Source organism: Actinorhabdospora filicis (assembly GCF_030269765.1).
GTDB classification, from domain to species: Bacteria; Actinomycetota; Actinomycetes; order Mycobacteriales; family Micromonosporaceae; genus Actinorhabdospora; species Actinorhabdospora filicis.
Map to the genome: position 1 here is coordinate 1227189 of NZ_BSTX01000002.1, position 25414 is coordinate 1252602.

The 25414-nt window shown below is 71.6% G+C and carries 25 protein-coding genes and 1 tRNA gene; 13 read left to right on the plus strand and 13 right to left on the minus strand.

The window, feature by feature from the left end; translation table 11 throughout:
* Positions 1-86: 86 nt before the first annotated feature.
* Complete coding sequence (locus QSK10_RS18540; protein ID WP_285664099.1) at positions 87-962, plus strand: sulfite exporter TauE/SafE family protein; 876 nt, start codon at positions 87-89, stop codon at positions 960-962.
* 100 nt (positions 963-1062) lie between these two features.
* Here the strand turns inward: QSK10_RS18540 and QSK10_RS18545 are convergent, their stop codons facing one another.
* Complete coding sequence (locus QSK10_RS18545) at positions 1063-1533, minus strand: Dps family protein (protein WP_285664100.1); 471 nt, start codon at positions 1531-1533, stop codon at positions 1063-1065.
* Positions 1534-1728: 195 nt separating this feature from the next.
* Between QSK10_RS18545 and QSK10_RS18550 the strand changes: the two genes are divergently transcribed.
* From QSK10_RS18550 to QSK10_RS18565, 4 genes are read left to right on the plus strand one after another with little or no spacing between them, the layout of a single operon-like run.
* Positions 1729-2637 (plus strand): ABC transporter ATP-binding protein, encoded by a 909-nt coding sequence (locus QSK10_RS18550; RefSeq protein WP_285664101.1) that lies wholly within the window; start codon positions 1729-1731, stop codon positions 2635-2637.
* Positions 2634-3374, plus strand: a complete 741-nt coding sequence (locus tag QSK10_RS18555) for an ABC transporter permease (RefSeq protein WP_285664102.1) — start codon at positions 2634-2636, stop codon at positions 3372-3374. Before QSK10_RS18550 ends, QSK10_RS18555 begins: the two co-directional genes overlap by 4 nt.
* Positions 3375-3383: 9 nt before the next feature.
* A complete protein-coding gene (locus QSK10_RS18560) occupies positions 3384-4502 on the plus strand; it encodes a sensor histidine kinase (RefSeq protein ID WP_285664103.1) in 1119 nt (372 codons plus the stop codon).
* Entirely contained in the window at positions 4499-5104 is a 606-nt protein-coding gene (locus QSK10_RS18565; protein ID WP_285664104.1) for a response regulator transcription factor, read from the plus strand. Before QSK10_RS18560 ends, QSK10_RS18565 begins: the two co-directional genes overlap by 4 nt.
* On the opposite strand, the gene QSK10_RS18570 is transcribed toward QSK10_RS18565, so the two are convergent.
* The 6 genes from QSK10_RS18570 to QSK10_RS18595 all read right to left on the minus strand — a co-directional run bounded on the left by QSK10_RS18570 (position 5101) and on the right by QSK10_RS18595 (position 10746).
* Positions 5101-5889: a nucleotidyltransferase domain-containing protein gene (locus tag QSK10_RS18570; protein ID WP_285664105.1), complete on the minus strand. Its 789-nt coding sequence runs from the start codon at positions 5887-5889 to the stop codon at positions 5101-5103. The genes QSK10_RS18565 and QSK10_RS18570 overlap by 4 nt on opposite strands.
* Before the next feature lie 9 nt (positions 5890-5898).
* Entirely contained in the window at positions 5899-6909 is a 1011-nt protein-coding gene (locus QSK10_RS18575; protein ID WP_285664106.1) for a hypothetical protein, read from the minus strand.
* On the minus strand, positions 6906-7817 hold the full coding sequence (locus QSK10_RS18580) for an N-acetylneuraminate synthase family protein (protein WP_285664107.1): 912 nt from the start codon (positions 7815-7817) through the stop codon (positions 6906-6908). Before QSK10_RS18580 ends, QSK10_RS18575 begins: the two co-directional genes overlap by 4 nt.
* Positions 7814-8986, minus strand: a complete 1173-nt coding sequence (locus tag QSK10_RS18585) for an acylneuraminate cytidylyltransferase (protein ID WP_285664108.1) — start codon at positions 8984-8986, stop codon at positions 7814-7816. Before QSK10_RS18585 ends, QSK10_RS18580 begins: the two co-directional genes overlap by 4 nt.
* Positions 8987-9019: 33 nt before the next feature.
* A complete protein-coding gene (locus tag QSK10_RS18590) occupies positions 9020-10309 on the minus strand; it encodes a DUF6716 putative glycosyltransferase (protein WP_285664109.1) in 1290 nt (429 codons plus the stop codon).
* Between the two features lie 351 nt (positions 10310-10660).
* Positions 10661-10746, minus strand: a tRNA-Leu gene (locus tag QSK10_RS18595).
* A 309-nt stretch (positions 10747-11055) separates the two neighbouring features.
* On the opposite strand from QSK10_RS18595, the gene QSK10_RS18600 reads away from it, so the two are divergent.
* From QSK10_RS18600 to QSK10_RS18625, 6 genes are all read left to right on the plus strand, one after another.
* Complete coding sequence (locus tag QSK10_RS18600; RefSeq protein ID WP_285664110.1) at positions 11056-11670, plus strand: ANTAR domain-containing response regulator; 615 nt, start codon at positions 11056-11058, stop codon at positions 11668-11670.
* A 257-nt stretch (positions 11671-11927) separates the two neighbouring features.
* A complete protein-coding gene (locus tag QSK10_RS18605; protein ID WP_285664111.1) occupies positions 11928-13076 on the plus strand; it encodes a branched-chain amino acid ABC transporter substrate-binding protein in 1149 nt (382 codons plus the stop codon).
* An 87-nt stretch (positions 13077-13163) separates the two neighbouring features.
* Complete coding sequence (locus QSK10_RS18610) at positions 13164-14153, plus strand: branched-chain amino acid ABC transporter permease (protein ID WP_432705340.1); 990 nt, start codon at positions 13164-13166, stop codon at positions 14151-14153.
* A gap of 80 nt (positions 14154-14233) precedes the next feature.
* Positions 14234-15334: a branched-chain amino acid ABC transporter permease gene (locus QSK10_RS18615; protein WP_285664477.1), complete on the plus strand. Its 1101-nt coding sequence runs from the start codon at positions 14234-14236 to the stop codon at positions 15332-15334.
* Between the two features lie 124 nt (positions 15335-15458).
* Positions 15459-16268, plus strand: a complete 810-nt coding sequence (locus QSK10_RS18620) for an ABC transporter ATP-binding protein (RefSeq protein ID WP_285664478.1) — start codon at positions 15459-15461, stop codon at positions 16266-16268.
* Positions 16258-16968 (plus strand): ABC transporter ATP-binding protein, encoded by a 711-nt coding sequence (locus QSK10_RS18625; protein ID WP_285664112.1) that lies wholly within the window; start codon positions 16258-16260, stop codon positions 16966-16968. Before QSK10_RS18620 ends, QSK10_RS18625 begins: the two co-directional genes overlap by 11 nt.
* Positions 16969-17017: 49 nt before the next feature.
* On the opposite strand, the gene QSK10_RS18630 is transcribed toward QSK10_RS18625, so the two are convergent.
* The 3 genes from QSK10_RS18630 to pyk all read right to left on the minus strand — a co-directional run bounded on the left by QSK10_RS18630 (position 17018) and on the right by pyk (position 19858).
* Positions 17018-17467, minus strand: coding sequence for an RrF2 family transcriptional regulator (locus QSK10_RS18630; protein WP_285664113.1), 450 nt, complete (start codon positions 17465-17467; stop codon positions 17018-17020).
* Positions 17467-18357 carry an acyl-CoA thioesterase gene (locus QSK10_RS18635; protein ID WP_285664114.1) on the minus strand — a complete coding sequence of 297 codons (891 nt, stop codon included), beginning with the start codon at positions 18355-18357 and terminating at the stop codon, positions 17467-17469. Before QSK10_RS18635 ends, QSK10_RS18630 begins: the two co-directional genes overlap by 1 nt.
* A 73-nt stretch (positions 18358-18430) precedes the next feature.
* A complete protein-coding gene (gene pyk, locus QSK10_RS18640; RefSeq protein ID WP_285664479.1) occupies positions 18431-19858 on the minus strand; it encodes a pyruvate kinase in 1428 nt (475 codons plus the stop codon).
* A 364-nt stretch (positions 19859-20222) separates the two neighbouring features.
* On the opposite strand from pyk, the gene QSK10_RS18645 reads away from it, so the two are divergent.
* On the plus strand, positions 20223-21827 hold the full coding sequence (locus QSK10_RS18645; RefSeq protein WP_285664115.1) for a DEAD/DEAH box helicase: 1605 nt from the start codon (positions 20223-20225) through the stop codon (positions 21825-21827).
* Positions 21828-21883: 56 nt separating this feature from the next.
* Here the strand turns inward: QSK10_RS18645 and QSK10_RS18650 are convergent, their stop codons facing one another.
* Complete coding sequence (locus tag QSK10_RS18650) at positions 21884-23053, minus strand: amidohydrolase (protein ID WP_285664116.1); 1170 nt, start codon at positions 23051-23053, stop codon at positions 21884-21886.
* A 158-nt stretch (positions 23054-23211) separates the two neighbouring features.
* Between QSK10_RS18650 and QSK10_RS18655 the strand changes: the two genes are divergently transcribed.
* Positions 23212-23742: a GNAT family N-acetyltransferase gene (locus QSK10_RS18655; RefSeq protein ID WP_285664117.1), complete on the plus strand. Its 531-nt coding sequence runs from the start codon at positions 23212-23214 to the stop codon at positions 23740-23742.
* 3 nt (positions 23743-23745) lie between these two features.
* On the opposite strand, the gene QSK10_RS18660 is transcribed toward QSK10_RS18655, so the two are convergent.
* Both QSK10_RS18660 and metF read right to left on the minus strand, forming a co-directional pair.
* Positions 23746-24348, minus strand: coding sequence for a CDP-alcohol phosphatidyltransferase family protein (locus QSK10_RS18660; protein ID WP_285664118.1), 603 nt, complete (start codon positions 24346-24348; stop codon positions 23746-23748).
* Between the two features lie 13 nt (positions 24349-24361).
* Positions 24362-25285, minus strand: coding sequence for a methylenetetrahydrofolate reductase [NAD(P)H] (gene metF / locus QSK10_RS18665; RefSeq protein WP_285664120.1), 924 nt, complete (start codon positions 25283-25285; stop codon positions 24362-24364).
* Positions 25286-25414 lie beyond the last annotated feature (129 nt).

Consider the following 25414-nt stretch of genomic DNA (forward strand, 5'->3'; position numbering starts at 1 on the left):
GGTGGCTCTTTACGGATCGGGCGGGGCCGGGTAATCTGTTTTTCCTATCGACCTAGTAGGAATTCTCGCGTTTCGAGGGGGTGGACATGCGCAAGCTCGCGATCCTGGCGCTCATCGGCGCCGCCGCGCAGCTCGTCGACGGCGGGCTGGGCATGGGTTACGGCGTGCTCAGTTCCACCCTGCTGGTGTTCGCCGGCCTGTCCCCCGCCGCCGCCTCGGCGTCGGTGCACCTGGCCGAGATCGGCACCACCCTCGCCTCGGGCGTATCGCACTGGCGGTTCAAGAACGTCGACTGGCGCGTGGCGGTCCGCATCGGGCTGCCCGGCGCGGTCGGCGCCTTCGCGGGCGCCACCCTTCTGTCGCACCTTCCGGGCGACGCGGCCAAGCCGTGGATGTCGGTGATCCTCCTGGTGCTGGGAGCGGCGATCCTCTTCCGCTTCTCCCGGCCCAGGACGCGGCCGATGTCCCCGCATCCCCTGCGCTCGCGCTTCCTGGTGCCGCTGGGCCTGTTCGCCGGGACGGTGGACGCCACCGGTGGCGGCGGCTGGGGCCCGGTGGCCACGCCCGCGCTGCTGGCCACCGACCGGCTCGCGCCGGCCAAGGCGGTGGGCACGGTCAACACCGCCGAGTTCGCCGTGGCGGTCGCCGCCAGCCTGGGCTTCCTGCTGAACCTGGAGGGCGGCATCGAGTGGACGGCGGTGGCGGCGCTGCTCATCGGCGGCGCGGCGGCCGCGCCGGTGGCGGCCTACCTGGTGCGCGTCCTGCCGTCCCACTACCTCGGTCTCGCCGTCGGCGGCCTCATCGTGGTCACCAACGCACGTGTCGTCCTCATCGCCCTGGACGCCCCCGACGCTCTGCGCTACGCCGTCTACGGGCTCGTCGTGGCCGGCTGGGCGGGGCTCACCGTCCGCGCGGTCCGCGCCCGCCGCCGCGGTGCGGCGCCGGTGCCCGAGACCGTCTGAAAGCTCGGGTCCCGGCCCGCGGCGCCTGTCTCCCGGCGCGGTCCGGGACCCGCTCGCACTTCGCGGGGCCGCGCCGGGGCGGGCGCGGCCCCGTGAGGCGTCAGCCCTGCTCGGCCTGGAGCATCCAGTACTGCTTCTCCAGCTCGCCGGTGATGCCGATGAGCACGTCCTGGGTGACCGGGTCGGCCTCGGCGGTCTCGTCCACGCGGGCGCGCATGCGCTCGATGACGCCGGCGTAGGCGTCCACGAAGTAGGCGATGACGTCGCTGTCGGTGAGCTGGCCGTCCTTGATCGCCGGGAGGCCGGTGTCCGAGGCGACGGTGCCCGCGCGGCCGTCGGGCGACAGGCCGATGGTCACCGCGCGCTCGGCGACGGTGTCGGCCGCCAGGCGGGCGGCGTCCACGATCTCGTCGAGCTGCAGGTGCAGCGAGCGGAAGTTGCGTCCGTACACGTTCCAGTGGGCCTGCTTGCCGACGAGGGACAGGTCGACCAGGTCGGCGAGCGCCCCCTGGAGGGCCGCGCCGGTGACCTTGCGGGCGCCTTTGGAGAGCGGAGACTTGATGATCGCCATGGGAACTGTCCTCTCGGGGCTTCTCGATGTGTCCTCATTGATCAACGCCGCGGGCGCGGGTTTCGTGCCGTGCCGGGGGCGAGACGTCCGCCACCGCGACACCCGTCACAGCGGGCCGGGCCCCTGACGGATGTCATGCCGGGCCCATGACGCACGGCATCCGTCCCGGGCGCCCGCGGGCCGCATCGTGGAGACATGACCAGCAACGCCACCGCCCCCGACGGAGCCGCCGTCCGCCTGACGGGACTCCGCAAGTCCTTCGGCGACGTGCACGCCGTCGCCGGCGTCGATCTGCACATCACCCCCGGCGAGGTGGTGGCCCTCCTGGGCCCCAACGGCGCCGGCAAGTCCACCACCGTCGACATGCTGCTGGGCCTGACCCGGCCCGACGCCGGCGACGTCAAGGTCTTCGGGCGCACGCCCCGGCAGGCGATCGCCGACGGCCACGTCGGCGCGATGCTCCAGGACGCCGCGCTGCTGGAGGACACCACCGTCGGCGAGTCGGTCGCGCTGATCGCCGCGCTGCACCGCAAGCCCATGCCGGTCGCCGACGCGCTGACCGCGGCGGGCATCGCCGATCTGGCCGACCGGCGCTGCTCGCGCCTGTCGGGCGGGCAGAAGCAGCGGGCGCGGTTCGCGATGGCGCTGGTGTGCGATCCGGACCTGCTGGTGCTGGACGAGCCCACGGTCGCCATGGACGTGGAGACCCGCCGCGAGTTCTGGCGCGGGATGCAGCGCACCGGGCGCACCGTCCTGTTCGCCACGCACTACCTCGACGAGGCCGAGCAGTTCGCCGACCGGGTGGTCCTGATGCGTGAGGGCCGGGTGATCGCCGACGGTTCGGTCGCCGACATCCGCTCCCACGTCACCGGCCGCCGCCTGACGGCGGTGGTGGACGGCGCCGACGCCGCGGTCCTGAGCGCGCTGCCGGGCGTCACGGAGGTCGCGGTGCGCGGTTCGCACGTGACCCTGGCCTGCGCCGACAGCGACGCGGCCCTGCGCGCGCTGCTGGCCGCCGAGCCCTCGGCCCGCGACATCGAGATCAACGCCATGAGCCTTGAGGACGCCTTCCTGGCCCTCACCACCGAAGGAGCCGCGCGATGAATCCGCGCTATCTGGCCCTGGAATGCCGCCGCATCATCCGCTCGGGCCGCTTCATGATCTTCAGCCTGGTGATGCCGGCGGTGCTGTTCGTGCTGCTGTCGGGCCTCTACGGCGGCAAGGACGCCCGTTACGAGGACGGCGCGTCGGTGACGGCGGCGCTGATGGTGAGCATGTCGGCCTTCGGGGCGATGTCGGCGGCGCTGTCGACCGGCGCGCGGGTGGCCGTCGAGCGCGGCGGCGGCTGGCAGCGGCAGCTGCGGCTGACGCCGATGAGCGCCTCGACGTACCTGTACACCAAGGTGATCGTCGCCATGCTGGTGTCGATCCCGTCGATCCTGCTGGTGAGCCTGGTCGGGGCGGTCTTCCAGGGCGTGAGCCTGAGCGCCGGGGGCTGGGTGGTGGCCACCGCCGGGCTTTGGCTGGGCGCGCTGCCCTTCGCCGCGCTGGGCCTGCTCATCGGCCTGACGATCCCCGCCGACAGCCTCCCGGCGATCATGGGCGTCTCCTCGATGCTCCTGGCGCTCCTGGGCGGCATGTGGATCCCGGCGCAGGTGGCCCCCGGCTGGCTCTCGGCGATCATGAAGGCCACCCCCAGCTACTGGTTCACGCAACTGGGCCAGTCGGCGCTCTACGACAACAAGCACCTGGTCACCGCGATCATGGTGCTGGCCGCCTGGACCGTGGTCGCCGGGCTCATCAGCGCCCGTCGCTTCGCCGGCTCGGCCGCCAGGGCATAGGTTGACCTCATGACCGAGACGACGCCCACCGGGACCGACGGGTCCTGGTGGGCTCGCCGCGGCCGCCGGTTCCGCCTGGCCGGGATGCTCATCGCGCTGTTCTTCACCATCTACCTGATCGACCTGGCGCAGACGGCGGTGCGGAACAACCCGCTGGGCGTGCCCGCGTGGCTCATCGTCGGCCTGTACCTGGTCTACGCCGTCAGTTTCGTCTCGCTGCCCGCGATGGCCGCCTACAGCCGCGCCCCCGCCTACCGGATCACGATGTTCACCGGCGTGTTCGTGCTGGCCACCGTCCTGCTGGTGCTGGGCGGCATGGACACCGTCTACCTGTTCATCTACCCGATCAACTCGCTGGCCTTCGCCGCGCCACTGCGCATCGCCCTGATCGTCGACGTCATCGTCGTCGCGCTCCTCATGGCCGCCGCGTTCGTCCTGGAGACCTCCGGGGACGCCTTCGCGCAGCTGCTCATCTTCGGGTCGATGGCCACCATCACGATCCTCATGGGCCGCCTCGTGCAGGCCAACCGCGAGCTGCGCGCCGCCCAGGAGGGCATCGCCGAGCTGTCGGCCCGCGACGAACGCGCGCGCATCGCCCGCGACCTCCACGACATCCTCGGGCACACCCTCACCACCATCACCCTCAAGTCGAGCCTGGCCCGCCGCCTCCTCGAAGCCGACCGGCCCGCCGAGGCCGGGGTGGAGATCACCGACGTCGAGCACCTCGCCCGCGACACCCTCGGCGAGGTCCGCGCCACCGTCTCCGGCTACCGCGAGGCCAGCCTCGCCGCCGAGCTCGCCTCGGCCCGCGCGGCCCTGCGCGCCGCCGGGATCACCCCCGAGCTGCCGCTGGCCGTCGACGGCGTCCCCGAGCCCCAGCGCACCGTCTTCGCCTACGCGGTGCGCGAGGGCGTCACCAACGTCATCCGCCACTCCCACGCCGGCCGCTGCGCCGTCACCGTCTCCCACGGCCGCCTCGACGTCCGCGACAACGGACGCGGCCGCCCGGCGCCGCAGGGCAACGGCCTCACCGGCCTCCGCGAGCGCGTGGAGGCCATCGGGGGCGTCCTGGAGGCCGGACCGGCGCCCGGCGGCGGATACACGCTCACGGTCAGGACCACCGGATGATCACCGTCCTCGTCGCCGACGACCAGGCGCTCGTGCGCGGCGCGCTGTCGACCATGCTCGGCCTGGAATCCGACATCGAGGTCGTCGCCCAGGTCGGCGACGGCGAGGCGGCCGTGGAGGCCGCCGTGCGCCTCTCCCCCGACGTCGCGCTGCTGGACGTCCAGATGCCCCGCCTCGACGGGCTGGGCGCCGCCGCGCGCATCCACGCCGAGCGGCCCTCCTGCCGCGTCATCATCTGCACCACCTTCGGGCGCCCCGGGTACCTGGCGCGCGCGATGGCCTCCGGCGCACACGGGTTCATCGTCAAGGACTCCCCGCCCGAGCAGCTCGCCGACGCCGTCCGCCGCGTCGCCTCGGGCCTGCGGGTGGTCGACCCCGTCCTGGCCGCCGAGTCGCTGTCCTTCGGCGCCAGCCCCCTCACCGACCGCGAGCGCGAGGTCCTCAAGGCCGCCGCGGAGGGCGGCACGATCCGCGACGTGGCGAAGTCGCTGCGCCTGACCGACGGGACGGTCCGCAACCACCTGTCCTCGGCGATCGGGAAGACCGGCGCGCGCACCCGCGCCGAGGCCGCCCGGCTCGCCGAGGAGCGCGGCTGGCTCTAGCGGCCCACCGCCGCCCGCACGTCACCGGCGAGCGCCTCGGCGGCGGCCACCGCGCCCGCGATGTCGCCGAGCCCGGCCAGGACGGCCCCGGCGCGCTCGCCGAAGCCGGGGACGAGGCCGAGCGCGTCGGCGGAGGCGACCATGCCCTTCTCGTTGACCAGCCACTTCCCGGCGTGGCCGTGGAGGGCGTGGCAGAGGACCCCGATGGCGCGGAACAGGCATCCGGCGGCGTAGACGGGGTCGTCGCCCTTGACGCCGTAGGCGGCGTTGGCGGTCATGAACCCGGCCTCCCAGAGGCCGTCCAGCAGCGCCTCCCGCAGGGGCGCGGGGTAGCCGGCGGTGGCGGTCTTGAGGGCGGTGAGCTCGCCGGTGGGGTCGGACAGGACGCGGCAGAAGGCGACCTCTCCGGCGTAGGCGTGGGAGTAGAAGCCGAGGGGGTGCCCGGCCTGGGCGCCCACCTCGTAGCGGCCGGCGCGGCAGTCGTCCCAGACGGTGTGGACGCGGTCGAGGTCGCGGTAGATCCAGTCCACCCGCCACTCCCCCTCGGTGAGCCAGCCGCCGCCGTTGACCCACGGTCCCCAGCCGCCGGGTTCGGTGATGTCGGCCCGCCCGGCGAGCTCGCGGAGGGCGGTGACGTCGAGGTCGCCGCGGTAGTAGAGCCCGAGGTCGATGTCGGAGTCGGGGCGGTGCGTGCCGCGCGCGCGGCTGCCGCCGAGGGCGACGGCGACCACGCCGGGCACCTGGGTCAGGCGGGCGGCGACGGCGGTGAGCTGATCAAGATCCACACCGCTGATTCAACTAGACCGTAACGGCGGGACGGTGGCCAGCCCGTGCCGTTCGCGGGCGCTGCCGGTGACCTCGGCCAGGAACCGGGAGGCGTGCCCGGACGCCCCGGCGGCCAGCCAGGACGGCTCGACCTCCTGGATGACCACGCGGACACCGCTTCCGGCCAGCAGCAGCGGCAGGGTGTGGACCATCGTCGAGGGGAAGCTGATGATCGTCGCGGCGACCGGGCCGGTGCGGGCGTGCAGTTCGAGGGGCAGCTCGGGCCGGACGACGGTGACGCCCGTCCGCTCGGCGAGCGCGGCGAGCTTGGCGGGGCTCTCGCGGCGGTGGGCGAGGTAGCGGTCGACGCGGTGGGTTCCGGCCAGACGCGCGACGGCGGTGAGGTAGGCGTCCTGGTCGACGACGCCGGTCTCGACGAGGGACGTGCCGAGCAGGTCGACGGTGTCGGTGACCTCGGGCGGCCCGAATCCGGCGCGGGCCCAGGCGTAGGTGTTGGCGGTGAGGGTGACGTTGGGGGGCGCGGGCACCGGGAGCGAGGTGAACAGCTCGACGGGACGCCCGGTGAGCCAGCGGGTGGCGCGGGCGGCTCGCGCGGGGGCGCGGGCGGTGCTGTGCCAGCGGGTGAGGGGCCGTCCCTCGCGCAGGCGCGCGGCGAACTCCATGGTGGCGGTGCCGTCGTCGATGATGACGACGCGTTCGGGGCGGGCCAGTGGGAGGAGGGCCTGGGTGAGCTGGGAGAAGGGGTCGCCGATGACGAGGGTCCGGGCGCGGGCGACGCGCCCGGCCAGGACCGCCGCGCACCGGGCCAGTTCGCGCGCGCCGTCTCGGGGGGAGAACGTCGACACGACCGGCCCGGTGCGCTCGGCGAGTCCGGACATGGTCCGCAGTTGCTCGCGCGCGGCTTCGGCGCGGGGCAGGATCACCGCCGCGGCGATCTCGCGTCCGTCCTCATCGTGTGCCCATTCGAGCAGGTTGAGGATCTGCGCGGGACTCTCCAGCAGCGCGAGCGTGCGGGTCATGCGGGCTGGTGCTCCTCGGTGAGCCGGCCGGGGACGCGGCGGAGCTTCTTCATGGCGGCCTTCTCGCCCTCGTAGACCTGCTTGACGCCGTCGCCGAGGGCGGCCTCGACGGTGCGGATGTCGCGCACGAGGCGCTGCAGGCCCTGCGGCTCGACGGAGGCGGCCTGGTCGGAGCCCCACATCGCGCGGTCGAGGGTGATGTGGCGCTCGATGAACACCGCGCCGAGCGCGACGGCCGCGACGGTGGTCTGGAGGCCGGTCTCGTGGCCGGAGTAGCCGATCGGGACGTTCGGGTACTCGCGCTCCAGGGTGCCCAGCATGCGCAGGTTCAGCTCGCCGGTGGGCGCCGGGTAGGTGCTGGTGGTGTGGCAGAGCAGGACGCGGTCGCTGCCCAGGACCTCCACGGCGTGCCGGATCTGGCGGGGCGTGGACATGCCGGTGGAGGCGATGATGGTGCGGCCGGTCTCGCGCAGGCGGACCAGCAGCTCGTCATCGGTGAGGCAGGCCGAGGCGACCTTGTGCGCGGGCAGGTCGAACTGCTCCAGGAAGTCGACGCTGGGGACGTCCCACGGCGAGGCGAACCAGTCGATGCCGCGCTTGCGGCAGTGCTGGTCGATGGCGCGGTAGTCGTCGACGTCGAACTCGACCTTGTGCCGGTAGTCGAGGTAGGTCATGCGGCCCCACGGGGTGTCGCGTTCGATGTCCCACTGATCGCGGGGAACGCAGATCTCGGGGGTGCGCTTCTGGAACTTGACGGCGTCGCACCCGGCGGCCGCGGCCGCGTCGATGAGGGCGAACGCGTTCTCCAGATCGCCGTTGTGGTTGATGCCGATCTCGCCGGTGACGTAGACGGGACGGCCGGGGCCGACCTCGCGCTCACCGAGCTGACGCATTCGGGGGGTGTTCATGTCGCCTTCGCGTTCCCTTCGAGTTGCGAACCGAGCAGCCACGCCGCGATCTCGCGGACGGCGCCGTATCCACCGCGCGCGACGGTGACCGCGCGCGCGGACGCCCTGACGACCTCGTGGGCGTCGGCGACCGCAACGGGCCAGCCGACCAGATCGAAACAGGGCAGATCATTGACGTCGTTGCCGACGTAGAGGACCCGTTCGGGGGCGACGCCTTCGTCGTCGCACCACCGCTTCAGGGCGATGTCCTTGCGGTCCACGCCGTGCACGACCGGCACCCGCAGCTTGCGGGCGCGGGCGGCGACGACGGGATTGGTCTCGCTGGACAGGATGAAGACGGGAAGACCGGCCGCGCGCAGCCGCGCCACGCCCATGCCGTCGCCGCGGTGCACGGCGACGAGCTCGCGGCCGTCGGCGTCGATGAGGACCCGGTCGTCGGTCTGGGTGCCGTCGAAGTCGAGCACCACGGCGTCCACATCGGACAGCGCCGGGACCCGCCCGGTGTCCAGCAGCGGCGCCAGGGCGCGCGCCCGCGCCAGGTCGGCGGGGTCGTCGACCTCCAGGGTCCGGGCGGGATCGGCGCGGACCATGGCCACCCGCCCGAAGAAGCGGTGGCCGTGCTCGCGCAGGCCCGCCGCGCGCATCGCGTAGGCCGCGCCGGTCTCCAGGAGCTCCTCGGGACGCGCCTGCCGCATCGCCCGGTGCGAGGCGTCGTGGTTGACGCCCTCGGCGCCCGCCAGACCCTCGCGCCACAGGAACCCGTGGAAGGGCGCGGCGGTGAAGGCGCTGTCGGCGCCCTCCTGCACGGCCGCGACCACACCGTCCACATCGGAGGACGACAGGAACGGGCTGGTGCACTGCACCAGGACCACCACGGCGACCTCGGCGCCGCCGGGCAGCGCGTCCAGGGCGTGCAGGACGGCCGCCTCGCTGGAGGAGGTGTCCCCCGCGATGGCCGCCGGGCGCTCCACCACCTCCGCGCCCGCGGCGCGGGCCGCGGCGGCGATGCCGGCGTCGTCGGTCGACACCGCCACGCGTGTCACTCGCGACGCCGCCAGGCTCGCCGCGACCGCGCGCGCCACCAGCGGCACACCGGCCACCGGGGCGAGATTCTTACCGGGAACCCCCTTGGAGCCACCACGGGCGGGGATCACCACCAGAACGCTCAACTGATCACTCTCTTGTGGATCGCCGATATCGGACTACAGCTGGCCCCAGCGGCGGATCACCGGCGCCAGCCGGTTGGCCGCCACCCGGTACGCCGAGCGCATCGACCGGCGCGCGAAGCGCCTGACGGCCGAGCGGCCCGACCCCTCCGGGGACCGCGGGCGCGGGCCGCCGTCCTCCTCCAGGCCCTGCCTGCGCAGCAGCCCGGAGAGGTACCCGCCCGCGCGGGACATGGAGTAATAGGGACGCAGCTCCGGCAGGCCGTTCGCGTCGCGCTCGGCGACCAGCTCGTCCAGCCGCTCGCGCAGCGCCACGAACGGGTCGGCGTCATTGGGCAGGACCCCGTTGGCGCGCAGCCACGCGGGATCGGCCACCGGCGCGGCGCCCGCGTCCAGCTCGTCCCACGACGCCAGGCAGCCCGAGGACACGAAGTAGTGGTTGCCGAGGGCCTCGCGCACACCCAGGTCGGTGAGGATCGCCGTCGGGATGCCCCGCTGCATCGACTCCAGGGCCGCGGTGGAGCTGACCGTCACCGACAGGTCGGTGCCGTCCAGGACCTCGCCCATGTTGCCGTAGACCAGCCGCAGGTTCGCCGGGACGCCCTCCACTTTGGACAGCAGGAGCTGGTACGGGAAGTCCTCCAGGTGCGTGGTGTGCTCGCCCGGCAGGCTGCGCAGCTTCACCAGCACGTCGCGCTCGGGATGCAGCCGCGCGTGCCGGGCGGCCCGCTCCAGGATGTGCAGCCGCTCCCCCTTCGACTGCGGCGACGACGGCTGCGCCGCGAAGCACACCGTGTACCGGCGCTCGCCGCGCGCCACCGCGTCCGCGTCGTAGGTCCGCCCGTGCAGGAACGGCAGGCCGGTCTCCACAATGGACGACGAGGGGACGCCCACGCCGTCGTAGACCGTGCGGAAGCGGTCGGCGTCGAAGGCGGAGTTGGCCAGCACGACGTCGGCCCCGGCCCGCAGCAGCAGGCCGTCGGTCATCTTCTCGTAGACCACGCCGACGTAGCCGGTGACCAGGATCGGGCGGCGCTCGCGCCCGGCCCAGCGGCGGGCGAAACCGTGCATGGCGCTCTGCGCCACGCCACCGGTGGTGGCCAGGATCAGCACGTCGGTCTCGGCGAGCTCCGCGTCGGCGAGGTAGTCGACCAGCGGGGCCTCGGTCATGCCGTCGGGCCGCACGCCCACTTCTTCGAGCTGCCGCGCCGTCGGGGTCGATCTGGCGTGCAGGAATCTCGCCGTGAGGCGGCAGCCCGGGTCCAGGCGGCGCGCGAGGAGGGCGCCCCATTTCCATCGGGTGTCGGAGTCGGCGAGAACATCCACGCACAACGGCCTGGCCGAAGCGGAGTGCGATGTCCCGGATCCCGCTGTCGTTCGTCCGGTCGGCACCGAACGGACACTAGGGCCGCTTCGGGTGGGTTCGCCGAAGACGGCGGCAACGTCAGGTGAACAGCGTGCGTACGGTCATTCCCGCACGCGTGGGCGTAGCTGCGGCGTCGCGGCGCGGGGTGATCGCGAGGTGAGCGCTCCGTCCACTGTGCGGGACGCCCGGCACGCGTCGCTTGTGGACGGTGGCGGGCCCGGCGGCGGCGGGCGGCGACGGCGGGCGCGGAAACAAAAAAGCGCCCGGCGAACCGGACGCTTTCATTCAGTCGATCATTCGCACTGGGACAATGGTGCCGAAGGCGGGACTTGAACCCGCACGCCCTTTCGAGCAGCGCATTTTGAGTGCGCCATGTCTGCCATTCCATCACTTCGGCGCGCATTCGGTCCGCGGACCGTTTCGCGATTGGCGATTCAGCGGGCCCGGCGCAATTCACCGGTGCCGCCGGACCGCCTGGAAGAGGGTCGCGCACCGGGTGGTGGCCGCGCCCGTGAGCGCCCGCCTCATCCTACAGACCGCCTCCTCGTGCCCGCATCCACCTATCCGCCCGGACGCCCCGTCCCACACGGCGGTCGGGCCTCTTCGGCCACCCCCGCGGACCGGATACGCTACTACCTCCCGCACGTGACCGGCGTGAACGCCCGCGTGCGCCCGTATGGACCAGACGAGAGGTTAGGTCGCAGCCATGGCCGAAGCACCGCGCCGGCGCGTTCTCATCGCCGAGGATGAGGCGCTCATCCGGCTCGACCTGGCCGAGATGCTCACCGAAGAGGGCTACGACGTCGTCGCCGAGGCCGGCGACGGCGAGGCGGCGGTCAAGCTCGCCGAGGAACACCGCCCCGACCTGGTCATCTGCGATATCAAGATGCCGATCATGGACGGCCTGGCGGCCGCCGAGAAGATCGTCTCCGGCCGCATCGCGCCGGTGGTCATCCTGACCGCCTTCAGCCAGCGCGACCTGATCGCGCGCGCCAACAGCGCCGGCGCGATGGCCTATCTCGTCAAGCCCTTCCAGAAGAGCGATCTGGTGCCCGCCATCGAGGTCGCCATCGCCCGTTTCGCCGAGATGGTGGCACTGGAGAAAGAGGTCGGCGACCTCACCGAGCGCCTGGAGACGCGCAAGCTGATCGACCGCGCCAAGGGCCTGCTGATGACCAAGTACGGCATGGCCGAACCGGACGCGTTCCGGTGGGTGCAGCGCACCGCCATGGACCACCGTCTGTCCATGGGCGAAGTGGCCGCCCGGATCATCGCCGAAACCACCCCGGAGAACGAGCCGGGCAAGGCCGAGTCGGCCTGATCCCATTAACCGTTTGGCCGAGTTGATCTAGCCTCTCCGGTCTTTCATCACGCTTAGATGACCTTGGCGGACACAGATCCATAACATTTGACTCCTCACCAGCGTGAGCCCCTTCACATCCGCTCCGGTTGCCGATAACGTCCCTCGCCAACGGATCGATGTGCCGGTCCGTGCGGTCTGTGAGCAAGGGAGCTTCGGACAACGCAGCCGATAGCCCCTGCCCTGGACCCCTCGGAATCTCCAGGAGGGCAAGACTCGTGAGGCGAAACCTCGTTCGCGCGCTGACCGGTGTGGCGGTCGCGGCGGCCCTGATCGGCACGGCCGCCTGCGCGCCCAGTGACAAGTCGGGCGACAACGGCGACGGCAAATCCTGCACCTACAAGATCGCCATGATGGGCCCCATCACCGGTGACAACGCGGGTCTCGGCAAGCCGATCCTGCAGGCCGTGCAGCTCGCGGTCGAGAAGCACAACTCGGCGCACGCCGACAAGTGCGTGACCCTTGAGCAGGCCGACGACAAGGGCGACTCGTCCGTCGCGCCCGGTCTGGCCCAGGGCCTGGTGGCCAACGCCAGCGTGCTCGGCGTGGTCGGCCCGGCCTTCTCCGGCCCCACCTCCGCCACCGGCTCGATCTTCGAGGGCGGCAAGCTCCCGATCATCTCCGCCTCCGCGACCCGCCCCGACCTGTCCACCAAGGGCTGGACGACCTTCCACCGCTCCCTGGGCAACGACGCCTCCCAGGGCCCGGCGGTCGGCAAGTTCATCAAGGAGAGCCTGAAGGCCTCCAAGGTCTTCGTCATCGACGACACCTCCGACTACGGCACCGGCCTGTCCGAGGAGTCGAAGAAGGCCCTCGGTTCCGCGGTCGTCGGCTACGAGCAGATCCAGCCGAAGCAGACCGACTTCTCCGCCGTGGTCGCCAAGGTCAAGACCGCCGCGCCGGACGTCGTGTTCTTCGCCGGCTACTACGCCGAGGGCGGCCCGCTCGCCAAGCAGATCAAGGGCACGGGCATCAAGACCACCTTCGTCGGCCCCGACGGCATCAAGGACCAGGGCTTCATCACCGGTGCGGCCGACGCCGCCGAGGGCTCGATCGTGACCTGCCCCTGCATCCCCGCCGAGAAGGCCACCGGCACCTTCGCCGCCGATTACAAGGCGCGCTTCAAGGAGGACGCCGGAACGTACGCCGCCGAGGCCTTCGACGCCGCGAACGTCTTCCTGGACGGCATCACCTCCGGCGTGACCGACCGCGCCAAGATGCTCGACTTCGTCAACAAGTACGACAAGGACGGCGTCTCCAAGCACATCAAGTTCGACGCGCACGGTGAGATCGCCGCGGACCAGATCGTGATCTGGACCTACGACGTCAAGGGCGGACAGATCATCGCCCGGGAGCCCATCAAGTAGTCCCGACAACACCGTGGGCACGGCATGCACCAGCGGCCGTGCCCACGGTGCTCTCTACGGACTCCCGGTCCACAAAGGACGTGATTCGTGAACTACTTCTCCGACCGCTGGCACGACCTGTTGCCCAACCTCGGCGACCTGGTCGTCGCCGGGCTCACCCAGGGCGCCATCTACGCGCTCATCGCCCTCGGGTACACCCTGGTCTACGGCGTGCTCCAGCTGATCAACTTCGCCCACTCGGAAGTGTTCCTGGTCGGCACCTACGCCAGCATCATCGTGTGGGGATGGATCGGCTACGCCGCCGGTGACGGCAACCCCGTCCCCGCCCTCGGCACCGTCATCCTCCTGCTGGGCGCGGGCACCATCGCCGCGTCACTGGTGTCGGGCGGCACGGCCGTCCTGATCGAGCGCGTCGCCTACGCGCCGCTCAGACGCAAGAACGCGCCACGGCTGATCTTCCTCATCACCGCCATCGGCGCCTCCGTCGCGATCTCCGAGCTGGTCGGCGAGCTCACCAACCGTCGGCCGTGGGGCGTGCCGCTGCTGGTGGAACCCAAGACGCAGTTCGTGATCGACCCGGGCATGAGCATCAACCCGGCGCCGGTCACCAACCTGCAGATCGGGATCGTGCTGTCGGCGATCGTGATGTGGTTCCTGCTGGACACGTTCCTGAACCGGTCGAGGTTCGGCCTGGGCATCCGCGCGGTGGCGCAGAACGAGGACACCGCCGCGCTGATGGGCGTCAACAAGGACCGCGTCATCATGCTGACCTTCCTGCTCGGCGGTCTGGCCGCGGGCGTGGCGGCGACGCTCTACAACCTCAAGATCGGCACGATCAGCTTCAACATCGGGTTCCTGCTGGGCCTGAAGGCGTTCACCGCGGCCGTCCTGGGCGGCATCGGCAACCTGCGCGGCGCGCTCGTCGGCGGTCTGGTCCTGGGTCTCGTGGAGAACCTGGGCGCGGGCTTCTTCGGGAACAAGTGGATCGACGTGGTGGCCTTCGTCATCCTCGTCATCGTCCTCATGTTCCGGCCGACCGGCATCCTCGGTGACTCGCTGGGGAGGGCAAGGGCATGACGACGCTCAAAGAGCGCTATTACGCCGTCGCCGACGGGGTCCGCAAGGCGGAGGCCGGGCGGCAGAAGTGGGCGCAGGGCCTGCGCGGGCGGTGGCAGAGCATCCCCAAGCCCGTCCGGCTCCTGGCCGGCCTGGCCGGTGTGGTGCTGCTGTTCGCGCTGCCGAACATCGCCATCCCCGGCATCCCGTTCCGCACCGACGAGATCCCCAACGGGATCGGCTTCTCCTTCGTGCTGTCCACCATCGCCATCTACGTCCTGGTCGCCGTCGGCCTCAACGTGGTGGTCGGCATGGCGGGCCTGCTCGACCTCGGCTACATCGGCTTCTACGCCGTGGGGGCCTACACGGTGGCGATCTTCGGCTCGCCGGACTCCATCGTGGCCACCAAGTACCCGTGGCTGATCTGCGTGCCGATCGCCATCGCGCTGACGATGGTCTCGGGCGTGATCCTGGGGACGCCGACGCTGCGCCTGCGCGGCGACTACCTCGCCATCGTCACCCTCGGGTTCGGCGAGATCATCCGGCTGGTCGCGGTGAACCTGCGGGTCACCAACGGCCAGCGCGGCATTCCCAGCGTTCCCGCTCCGGACGAGGCCCACGTCGACTGGAACGTCTTCGGCTGGTTCCGCATCAAGTTCGACTTCGACCTGGACATCTTCACCCCGATGGACGCGCGGCCCTACTACTGGCTGGCGCTGGTTCTGATCATCGTGGTGATCCTGGCGGTGCGCTCGATGGAGCGCAGCCGGGTGGGCCGGTCGTGGCTGGCGATCCGCGAGGACGAGGACGCCGCCTCGATCATGGGCGTGGAGTCCTTCAAGTTCAAGCTGTGGGCCTTCGCCATCGGCGCGGCGATCGGCGGCCTGTCGGGCGCGCTGTTCGCCACCCGGAACGTCTTCGTCAACTCCGGCAACTTCAACCTGCTGCTGTCGGTGATGTTCGTGGCCGCCATCGTGCTGGGCGGCCAGGGCAACATCCTCGGCGTCGTGCTCGGCACGGTCATCGTGTTCTACCTGCCCGAGCGGTTCCGGTTCCTGTCCACCAAGCGGGAACTGGTCTTCGGCCTGGCGCTGATCGTGATCATGGTGCTGCGCCCGCAGGGCCTGTGGCCGAGCAGGCGGAGGGCCAGAGAGCTGCAGGACCGCAAGCTGGAAGCGAAGGAGGCGGCCGCCGGTGCCTGACGACGAGACCACTCCCACTTCTGAAGACACACCCACTTCTGAAGAGACGCCCACCGCCAAGGAGACCGCCGCCGCCGAGGAGATCGCGGCCGAGGAGCGGGGCGGGGACTCCCCCGCCGAGTTCCTGGCCGAGACCGCGCCGGAGACGGTGGCCCCGCCCGGGGCGCCGCTGCTGTCGGTGCGGGACGTGACCCTGCGCTTCGGCGGCGTGGTCGCCCTCGACGGGGTCGACTTCGAGGTCCGCACCGGCGAGATCCTGGCCCTCATCGGCCCCAACGGCGCCGGGAAGACCACCTGCTTCAACGTGATGACCGGGGTCTACAAGCCGACCTCGGGCCGGGTGGAGTTCGACGGCGAGCGCCTGTCGGGCCGCAAGCCGCACATCATCACCAGGATGGGCATCGCGCGGACCTTCCAGAACATCCGCCTGTTCCCGGAGATGACCGCCGAGGAGAACATCATGGTGGGCGCCGACGCCCACCACAAGACCAGCGTCATCGGCGCGCTGCTGCACCTGCCCCGCCACGGCCGGGAGGAGCGCGACGGCCGCCGTACGGCCGCCGAGCTCCTGGAGTTCGTCGGTCTGGAGGGGCGCGGCGGCGAGCTGGCCCGCAATCTCCCCTACGGCGATCAGCGCCGGCTGGAGATCGCGCGGGCGCTGGCCACGCGGCCGAAGCTGCTGTGCCTGGACGAGCCGGCCGCCGGTTTCAACCCGGCGGAGAAGGAGCGGCTGCAGCAGCTGATCCGCGACATCCGCGACCTGGGGCACACCGTCCTGCTCATCGAGCACGACATGCGCCTGGTCATGGGCGTGGCCGACCGGATCGTGGTGCTGGAGTTCGGGCAGAAGATCGCCGAGGGCCCGCCCGCCGAGATCCGCGAGGACCCGCGCGTCATCGCCGCCTACCTGGGGGTTCCCGAAGATGCTGCTTGAGATCGAGAACCTGGACGTTCATTACGGGCGCATCCAGGCCCTGCACGGCATCAGCCTCAGTGTCGGCGAGGGCGAGATCGTGGCCCTCATCGGCGCCAACGGCGCCGGGAAGTCCACCACGATGCGGGCCATCTCGGGGCTGCGGCGGCCGAGCACCGGGCGGATCACCTTCGGCGGTGAGGACATCACGAAGATGCGTCCCGACCGCCGGGTGGTGGCCGGGATCTGCCAGGCGCCGGAGGGCCGGGGCATCTTCTCGGGCATGACCGTGCAGGAGAACCTGTTCATGGGCGCCTACACGCGCAAGCGCGGCGCCCAGCTGAACGCCGACCTGGACCACGTCTACATGCTGTTCCCGCGCCTGAAGGAGCGGCGCAGGCAGCCCGGTGGGACGCTGTCCGGCGGTGAGCAGCAGATGCTGGCGATCGGCCGGGCGCTGATGTCGCGCCCGAAGCTGCTGCTCCTCGACGAGCCGTCGATGGGGCTGGCGCCGATGCTGATCGCGCAGATCTTCCAGATCATCCTGGAGATCCGCGATCAGGGCACCACGATCCTGCTCGTGGAACAGAACGCCCAGCAGGCGCTGTCGCGCGCCGACCGCGCGTACGTCATGGAGACCGGCTCGATCACCCGCGAGGGCACCGGCGCCGATCTCCTGGTGGACCCGGCCGTGCGCGACGCCTACCTCGGCGTCGCTTGACCGTCATCCTCCTCCTCGACGCCCCGGGTGTTCGCACCCGGGGCGTCCTTCATTCCCAGGCCTTGGGGTCCTCGGCGAGGTGGCGGACCTTGTCGGGCAGGCGGCCCTCGGCGACGTCGGCGACGCTGACCGCCTCCAGGATCTCGCGTTCGCTGGCGCGCAGCGCGATCCACACGTCCTGGAGGGCCGCGGCGGGACCGGGGTAGCCGAGGTGCTCGGGCCGGTGGCCGCGCACGCCGAGCAGCGGGCCGTCGATGACGCGGATGACCTCGGCGAGGCTGATCTCGGCGGCGGGACGCGCGAGCTGGTGCCCGCCGTCGGGCCCGCGGCGGCTGGTGACGACGCCGCCCCGGCGCAGCTGGAGCAGGATGCTCTCCAGGAACTTGGCGGGGATCTCCTGGGCGGCGGCGATCCGCTCGGCGCTGATCGGGTCGGGTCCGGAGACGGCGAGCTGGACGGTGGCGCGAAGCGCGTAGTCGACGCGCGCGGACAGGCGCATTACGGCACCCCGGGGGGAATGGCGGGCATGGCCCGCAGGAGACCTTCTTGCACCGCGCTGGCGATGTGACCGCCGTCGGCGGCGAAGAACTGGCCGGTGGCCAGGCCGCGTCCGCCGCTGGCGGAGGGGCTGACCGCGTCGTAGAGGAACCACTCGTCGGCGCGGAACGGGCGGTGGAACCACATCGCGTGGTCCAGGCTCGTGCCGAGGTAGCCGCCGGGTCCCCACACCTCGCCGTGCTGGTTGAGCACGGTGTCCAGCAGCGTCAGGTCGCTGGCGTAGGTGAGGACGCAGGTGTGGATCAGCGGGTCGTCGGGCAGTTTCCCGTCGACCTTCATCCACACCCGCTGCTCGTTGCTGGAGGGCCGGTCACCGGAGCGGGCGAAGCCCGACTGGCCGATGTAGCGGACGTCGATGGGGCGCGGGGTGCGCGCCCAGATGCCGAGCCGGTCGGGGGTGTCGGCCAGGCGCTCGGCGAGGGTGGGCACCTCGCCGGGCGGCGGCACGTCCGGCATGGCGTCGGCGTGTTCGAGGCCGGTCTCGCCGATGTGGAAGGAGGCCGACATGAAGAAGATCGTCTTGCCCTGCTGGAGGGCCACCACGCGGCGGACGGAGAAGGACCGCCCGTCGCGGATGCGCTCGACCTCGTAGACGATCGGCAGCGTGGAGTCGCCGGGGCGCACGAAGTAGCCGTGCAGGGAGTGCACGTGCCGGTCGGAGCCGATGGTGCGCCCGGCGGCCACCAGGGCCTGCCCGGCGACCTGGCCGCCGAAGACGCGCTGGGGCGCGACCTGGGGTCCCACGCCCCGGTAGATGTCGCCGTCGATGTGCTCCAGGTCGAGCACCCGCAGGAGGTCGTCGACGGCGTCCTGCCCGACGAGGATGTTCATGCGCTTCCTCTCGGCGGCCTCCGCCCCGCCCGCGGCGCGGTGGCCGTGGGCGGGGCGGAGATCCGCGGCTTGGTCATTCCTTGTCCAGGGACCCGATGCGGTGCACCCGGATGGTGTTGGTCGAGCCGGGCGTCCCGGGCGGGCTGCCGGCGACGATGACGACCAGGTCGCCGGGCTGCGCCCGGCCCACGCTGATGAGGGCGTGGTCGACCTGCTCGAACATCTCGTCGGTGTGGTGCACGAACGGGACGAGGAACGACTCGGTGCCCCAGGACAGCGCGAGCTGGCTGCGCACCGACGGCTCGGGCGTGAAGGCCAGCAGCGGCAGGTCGCTGTGCAGGCGCGCCAGGCGGCGCACGGTGTCACCGGTCTGGCTGAACGCCACCAGGGCCTTGGCGTCGATGGCCTCGGCCACCCGGACCGCCGCGGCGGTGATGGCGCCGCCCTGGGTGCGGGGGTCGTGCCCGAGGTGCGGGGCGTCGATGTTGCCCGCCTCGGTGGTGGCGACGATGCGCGCCATGGTGCGCACCGTGACGATCGGGTACCGGCCCACCGACGTCTCACCGGAGAGCATCACCGCGTCGGCGCCGTCGAGGACGGCGTTGGCGACGTCGGAGGCCTCGGCGCGGGTCGGGCGCGAGTTCTCGATCATCGAGTCGAGCATCTGGGTGGCGACGATGACGGGCTTGGCGTTCTCCCGGCAGAGCTGGACCGCGTGCTTCTGCACGAGCGGGACCTGCTCCAGCGGGAGCTCCACGCCCAGGTCGCCGCGGGCGACCATGATGCCGTCGAAGGCGAGGACGATCGATTCGAGGCGGGTGACCGCCTCCGGCTTCTCGATCTTGGCCAGCACCGGGCGGCGGGCGCCCAGCTCGTCCATGATCGCGTGGACCGGTTTGATGTCCTCGGGGGAGCGGACGAAGGAGAGTGCGACGAGGTCGACGCCGAGGCCCAGCGCGAAACGCAGGTCCTCGGTGTCCTTATCCGAGAGCGCCGGAACGCTGACGGCGACGTTGGGCAGGGACAGTCCCTTGTTGTTCGAGACCGGCCCGCCCTCGACGACGAGACATCGGATGTCGGCGCCGTCCACGTCGAGGACTTCCAGGGAGAGCTTGCCGTCGTCGACGAGGAGCCGGTCACCGGCGTGTACCTCGGCGGGAAGCTTCTTGTAGGTGACCGACACCCGTTCCGCGGTTCCGGGAACGTCGTCGCTGGTGATGGTCACGTGGTCGCCCGTACTCCATTGAACGGGACCGTCGGTGAAGGTGCCTAGCCGGATCTTGGGTCCTTGCAGGTCGGCAAGGATGCCGATGGGCCGCCCCGTCGCTGCGGCGGCCTCGCGCACGAGCTGGTAGACCAGTTCGTGGTCGGCGTGCTTCCCGTGGCTGAAGTTGAGCCGGGCGATGTCCATCCCGGCTTCCACGAGGCCACGGATCCGGTCGGGTGTTGCTGTTGCCGGACCGATGGTGCATACGATCTTCGCGCGACGTGTCACGTGGATCAGGGTAGTCGTCCGCGTCGCCCCTCTGTGCCGGGGCGGTGCCGCCGCGATCGGGCCCTGATCTCGCCGGATAGCGCTTTCGGCGGCCTTCCGGGAGGTATGGGACCGGTCACCGCAAACGCCTACGCAGCGCTGCGGAAAGGTGTGTTCGCCCACCATTGGCGCCCTGGGCGCGCATCCGTACCGGGTGTACCCGTAGACTGGTACGTCGGCCGCCAGAGCGGCCGCATTCCATGAGGGGCTACACCGCGAAGCACGGTGCCGCCCAAGGCGCGTACCGAAGCATCCGTCACACGACCGCGACAGGCGGTCTCACTGGACCGGCGGGGACCTCGACGCGTGCCGAGATCCCGAAAGGTACATCTTGTCCCACACCGACATGCCCACGTTCTCCGAGCTGGGCCTGCCGCAGCGTGTAGTCGACGCCCTCGCCGAGCGCGGCGTCACGACACCGTTCCCCATCCAGGCCGCCAGCATCCCCGACGCGCTCGCCGGGCGCGACATCCTCGGGCGCGGCCGCACCGGCTCCGGCAAGACCCTCTCCTTCGGTCTGCCCCTGCTCAACCGCCTGGCGGGCGGCCGCACCAAGGCCAAGCGCCCGCGCGGCATCGTGCTCGTGCCGACCCGTGAGCTGGCGATGCAGGTCGCCGACTCGCTGGAGCCCTACGGCAACGTCCTGAACCTCGACATCAAGGTCGTCTGCGGCGGCACTTCGATGCAGCGGCAGATCTTCGCGCTGCAGCGCGGCGTCGACGTCCTCGTGGCGACCCCGGGCCGCCTGCGCGACCTGATGTCGCGCGGTGTCGCCGACCTCACCGAGGTGGAGGTCGCCGTCCTCGACGAGGCCGACCAGATGGCCGACATGGGCTTCCTGCCCGAGGTCACCGAGATCCTCGACCAGGTTCCCGCCGGTGGGCAGCGCATGCTGTTCTCGGCGACCCTGGAGAACGAGATCGACACCCTCGTCAAGCGCTACCTCTCCTCCCCCGTCACGCACGAGGTCGACCCGCCCGCCGGCGCGGTCTCCACCATGGAGCACCACGTCCTGGTCGTGAAGCCGAACGACAAGTCCGCCGTGACCGCCATGGTCGCCGCCCGCCAGGGCCGCACCATCGCGTTCGTGCGGACCCAGCTCGGCTGCGAGCGCGTCGTGGAGGAGCTGAACGCCGGTGGCGTCCGCGCCCTGGCCCTGCACGGCGGCATGAACCAGGCCGCCCGCACCAAGACCCTGGCCGACTTCAAGGAGGGCAAGGTCCCGCTGCTGGTCGCCACGGGTGTGGCCGCGCGCGGCATCCACGTCGACGGCGTCGACATGGTCCTGCACGTCGACCCCGCCGGGACGACCAAGGACTACCTGCACCGCGCCGGGCGCACCGCCCGCGCCGGTGAGAGCGGCATCGTCGCCACCATCGTGCTCCCCCACCAGCGGCGCTCCATGTTCAAGCTGCTGGAGGAGGCCGGGGTGGAGGCCGAGCGCCACCGCGTCGAGGGCGCCTTCAGCGAGGAGCTGACCCGCATCACCGGTGCCCGCTCGCTGGCCGACGTCCGCGCCGACGCCGCCTCGCGCGCCGTCGAGGACGCCGAGTCGGAGATCGTGCAGCTGACCCGCCGCCTCCAGGCCGCCGAGGACCGCCTCATCGACCTGCAGGAGCGGGCCCGCAAGGCCACCGAGTACGCCGAGGGCGTCCGCAACGGCACCATCGTCGAGGACGACCGCGAGCACCGGGCGCACCGCCCGCGCCGCGACTTCGACCGCAACAAGCCGCGCGGCGCCAACGCCGGTGGTGGCGAGCGCCGCTTCGGCGACCGCGACCGCGGTGGCGAGCGCGGTGGTTTCAAGCGCGACGACCGTCACCCGCGTGACGGTCACCCCCGTGACGGCCGGACCGGTGGCGGTTACCGCGGCCAGGGCGGCCGCAAGGACCGCTTCGAGCGTCCGGAGCGGGGCTACCGCTCGCGTAACGACTAGTCCTTCGTGAACTGATGGGGAACGCCCGGCCGGGTTCGGCCGGGCGTTCGCCGTTTCTAGCCCTCGTGGGCGTAGATCTCGACGCCGTCGATGTAGGCGCGCTCGACGCGGGAGTAGAGGTCGAGGGGGTCGCCGGACCACACGCACAGGTCGGCGTCCTTGCCGACGGTGAGGGAGCCCACGCGGTCGTCGACGCCCATGATGCGGGCGGGGTTGATGGTGAGGGCCTCCATGGCCGTGCGGGGCGGCAGGCCCTCCTTGACGGCGAGGGCGGCCTGGTGGACGAGGTTGGCGATGGGCACGACCGGGTGGTCGGTGGTGATGGCGATGGTGACGCCGGCCGCGGCGAGCAGGCCGGGGTTCTTCACCGAGCGGTTGCGGACCTCGACCTTGCTGCGGGAGACGATGAGCGGGCCGATGATGACGGGGATGTCCTTGGCGGCGATGATGTCGGCCAGCAGGTGGGCCTCGGTGCCGTGGTCGAGGACGAGGCGGTAGCCGAACTCCTCGGCGATGCGGATGGCGGTGGCGATGTCGTCGGCGCGGTGGCAGTGCTGGCGCCAGGGGATCTCGCGGTCGAGGACGGTGGCGAGGGCCTCCAGTTTCAGGTCGCGGTCGACGGGCTTGCCCTCTTCGGCGGCGGCGCGCTTGGCCTTGTAGTTGGCGGCGTCGACGAAGGCGCCGCGGATGACGGCGGCGGTGCCCAGGCGGGTGGAGGGCGTCTGCTTCTTGTCGCCGTAGACGCGCTTGGGGTTCTCGCCGAGGGCGGATTTGAGGCCGGAGGGCACGCGCATGGCCATCTCGTCGACGGTGCGGCCGTGGGTCTTGATGGCGGCACACTGGCCGCCGATCGGGTTGCCGCTGCCCGGATTCACGTTGACCGCCAGGACGCCGGCGGCGATGGCGTCCTCGAAGCCGATGTCGGCGGGGTTGATGGCGTCGATGGCGCGGACGTGGGCGGTGACCGGGTCGGTCATCTCGTTGGTGTCCTGCCCGGCCCAGCCCTCACCCTCCTCGTGGACGCCGAGGTGGACGTGGGCGTCGATGAGGCCGGGGACGATCCACTTGCCGGTGGCGTCGACGATCTCGGCGCCGTCGGGTACGGGGGTGCCGGGGCCCCCGACGGCGGTGATGCGGCCGTCGGTGACGACCACGACGCCGTCCTCGATCGGGTCGGCGTCGATGGGGAGCACACGGCCGCCGGTGAAGGCGAGGGTGGTGGACACTGCTACTCCTGTCTGGTGATCGGCAAGGCCTGCTCTGTTCTACCCGACGTACGGTGGCGGCGGGGTGGGAGTGACGCCCGGAAGCGTGCGCGCATCGCGTAGCGTGCGTCCGGCAGACACGGCAGTACCCCTGGCGGCTATTGAGGAGCGGAAAGTTGATGACGCTGACGCATTGGACCCCCGAGGACCTCACCGCGCGGGTGGGCGAGGTGATGACCGTCTACGCCGAGGCGATGGGCTATCCGGTCGAGGTGGCGCGGATGCGCCAGGGTTTCGTGGTCGGCCACGCGCAGTTCGAGGGGATGCGGGCGGTGGCGGTGACGGCCGCCGACGACCGGCTGCTCGGTTTCGGTTACGGCTACCTGGGCAAGCGCGGGCAGTGGTGGCACGACCAGGTGTCGCAGTGGCTGTCGCCGGAGCTCTACGACCGGTACATGACCGACGTCTTCGAACTGGTGGAGTTGCAGGTGCGGCCCGACGCGCAGGGCAACGGCATCGGCGAGCGGATGCTGACCGAGCTGCTGGACGACGCGCCCGGCAAGACGGTGGTGCTGTCGACGCCGGAGGCCGACGAGTCGGCGTCGCGGGCGTGGCGGCTGTACCGGCGCACGGGTTTCCAGGACCTGGTGCGCGACGCGTTGTTCCCGGGCGACCAGCGTCCCTTCGCGGTGCTGGGCCTGGAGCGCTAGGCGCTACTTGAGGGTCGTGCCGGCCACGATGAGCAGCTGCACGAACCCGAGGAAGCCCAGGAGCGCCCAGGCGGTGGTGGCGAGGCTGGCGATGCCGGTGGCGAAGCCGGTGGACAGGCCGTCGCCGAGAACGACGGCGGCTCCGGCGACGACGAAGCCGATGACGGCGATGATGACGCGCATGTTGCGTTCGCCGAGGGTCTGCATCCCGGGTTCGGTCATCCCGGCGGCGACGGCCTTGGCGCGCACGTACTCGTGCAGCCAGGACAGGGCCCCGGCGATGACGACGACGCCGCCCATGGCGCCCAGGACGTAGAAGGCCCACAGCCAGGCGGCCTCGGCGACGCGCGCGGCGAGGGCGTCGAAGACCTCGCCGCGGTGCGTCCGGCGTCCGGCGTGGACGGCGAGGGCAGCGCGGCCGATGTCGGTGCCCGCGGTGGTGAGGACGAGGACGGCGGCCAGCGCGATGAAGCCGCCGCCGCGTCCGGTGATCAGGGGCGTGATCAGGGCGGCGACGACGCCGACCCCCGTGAGGGTGCCTTGACGCACCCGCATTGCCGTCAGGGCCCTCCCGGTGAGGTTCCCCGCTGCCGCCAGCGCACTCATGGCACCTTGGATATCAGACGGCCGCCATGGAACGCAGGTTTTGCCAGATCTCGCGCGTGGCGGTGGAGCGGTTCATGGTGATGAAGTGGATGCCGGGGGCGCCCTCGGCCAGCAGCCGCTCGCACAGCCCGGTGGCGATCTCCACGCCCAGGGCGCGCACGGCGGCGGCGTCACCGGAGACGGCCTCGAAGCGCGCGGCCACGCCGGCGGGGATGGTCGCGCCGGTCAGCTCGGCGATGCGCACGAGGTTGCGCACGTTCACCACCGGCATGACACCGGGGATGATCGGGACGTCGCAGCCGGCCTTCTCGGTGGCGTCGCGCAGCCGCGCCCAGTCGCGCCAGTCGAAGAACATCTGGGTGATGGCGAAGTCGGCGCCCGCGCGGCACTTGGCCACGAAGTTGCGGATCTCGCTGTCCCAGTCGGGCGAGCGCGGGTGGCGCTCGGGGAACGCGGCCACGCCGACGCTGAAGTCGCCGGACTCCTTGATCAGCTCGACCAGCTGGTAGGCGTGCTCGTAGCCCTCGGGGTGGGCGATCCAGTCGCCGGCGACGTCGCCGGGCGGGTCGCCGCGCAGCGCGAGGATGTTGCGCACGCCGACGGAGGCGAAGTGGCCGATGAGGTTGCGCAGCTCGGCCACGGAGTGGTTGACCGCGGTCAGGTGCGCCATCGGCAGCATCGTGGTCTCGGTGGCGATGCGGTCGGTGGTCTCCACCGTCGCCGCGCGGTTGCCGCCACCGGCGCCGTAGGTGACCGACACGAACGACGGGTGCAGCGACTCCAGTTCGCGCAGCGCCGTCCACAGTGTCTTCTCGCTGCCCGCGCGCCCGGGTGAGGGCGGGAAGAACTCGAAGGAGAACGTGGGGTCGCCACCGCGGACCAGGTCGCCGATCGCGGGCGGCTGGCCGGGCATCACCGACGGGGCACCGAGTGTCACATCTCAAACCCTAACCGCCGGGGAACTGCCAGGACACCTTGCGGTGTCGGCGGGTCATGGAGTGGGACGGTTTCCACCTGCCGAAGGTGTCTGAATTGTTAGCCTCGTTGGGAATTGTCCGCTTAGGTG